1 protein-coding gene is annotated in these 1,033 nt (G+C 71.5%); it reads left to right on the top strand.

Features of this window, described 5'->3' with window-relative positions; genetic code table 11:
- The coding region (locus B0F77_RS46010; protein ID WP_158103022.1) for a GNAT family N-acetyltransferase at positions 1 to 516 on the top strand (516 nt) is incomplete at its 5' end.
- Positions 517 to 1,033: the final 517 nt, after the last annotated feature.

The following is a 1,033-nucleotide window of genomic DNA, read 5'->3' as shown; positions in this document are numbered from 1 at the left end:
CTGGGCGAGTCACTCGCCCAGGTCCCGATCCCGCCTGCCTACGAGATCGTGCCGTTCTCCGCTGCCCGAGGCGAAGAAGTCCGCCTGGTGTGCAACGCGGCGTTCGCCGGCCACTGGGGTTCGGTCGACCGCAGCCCGGAGGAATGGGCCGCGTCCTTCACGAACAGCAAGCGGTTCGTCCCGCAGACCTCCTTCCTGGCGCTCGCGGACGGCGCCGTCGTCGGTTTCGTGCTGGCACGGCACTACCCGGTCGTCGAGGAGATGACCGGCGTCCGCGAACTGTGGATCGGGGACGTCGGCACCCTCGCGGAGCACCGCGGGCGTGGTGTCGCCTCGGCCTTGCTGAGCTGGACGCTGGCTCAGGGCAGGGCGCAGGGTTACCACCGCGCCGGGCTGTCCGTGGACACGGCCAACTCGACTGGTGCGCTCGGGGTGTACGAGCGCGCCGGGTTCGAGGTGGCACGGACGTGGATCGACTACGGACTGCCGGTCGAGCTCGGCGTGGCCAAGGCCTAGCGCGCCTGGCTCGACGTGGAGCTGGGCGCCGTCGGTCGGCTCTGGCCGGGCGAGGACTTGCCGGCAGGTGCGCGGTGATCCCGGTGGTGCGGGGTCTTGGTGGTGCGGTGCTGGGCCGATCGCGGGGTCGTTGGGTCGGCACGTGTGCTGGTCCCCCCGGTGAGCGCCTGGCCAGGCGAGGTCGGGTCGGAGTGCGGGGTGATCTCGTCTGGTGTGGCGCTGGCATGGCTGTGGATCGTTGGTCGCGCTGGGCCACGAGCGGGTGCGGTGACGCGGAACCTTGCCCGGGTTTCGCACCACGGCTGGGTGTTCGCCGTCTGCGTGGCCGATGTGGAGTTGGTCCCCCCGGTGAGCGCCTGGCCAGGCGAGGTCGGGTCGGAGTGCGGGGTGATCTCGTCTGGTGTGGCGCTGGCATGGCTGTGGATCGTTGGTCGCGCTGACCACGAGCGGTGCGGTGGCGGGAAACCTCGCTGGGGTTTCGCACCACGGCGCGGGTGCTCGCCGCCGGCGTGGCCGA

Origin of the sequence: Lentzea kentuckyensis (assembly GCF_002150765.1) — a bacterium.
Taxonomy (GTDB): domain Bacteria; phylum Actinomycetota; class Actinomycetes; order Mycobacteriales; family Pseudonocardiaceae; genus Lentzea; species Lentzea kentuckyensis.
The sequence above is the reverse complement of the archived record's forward strand: the minus strand, read 5'-3'. Positions and strand labels throughout refer to the sequence as shown.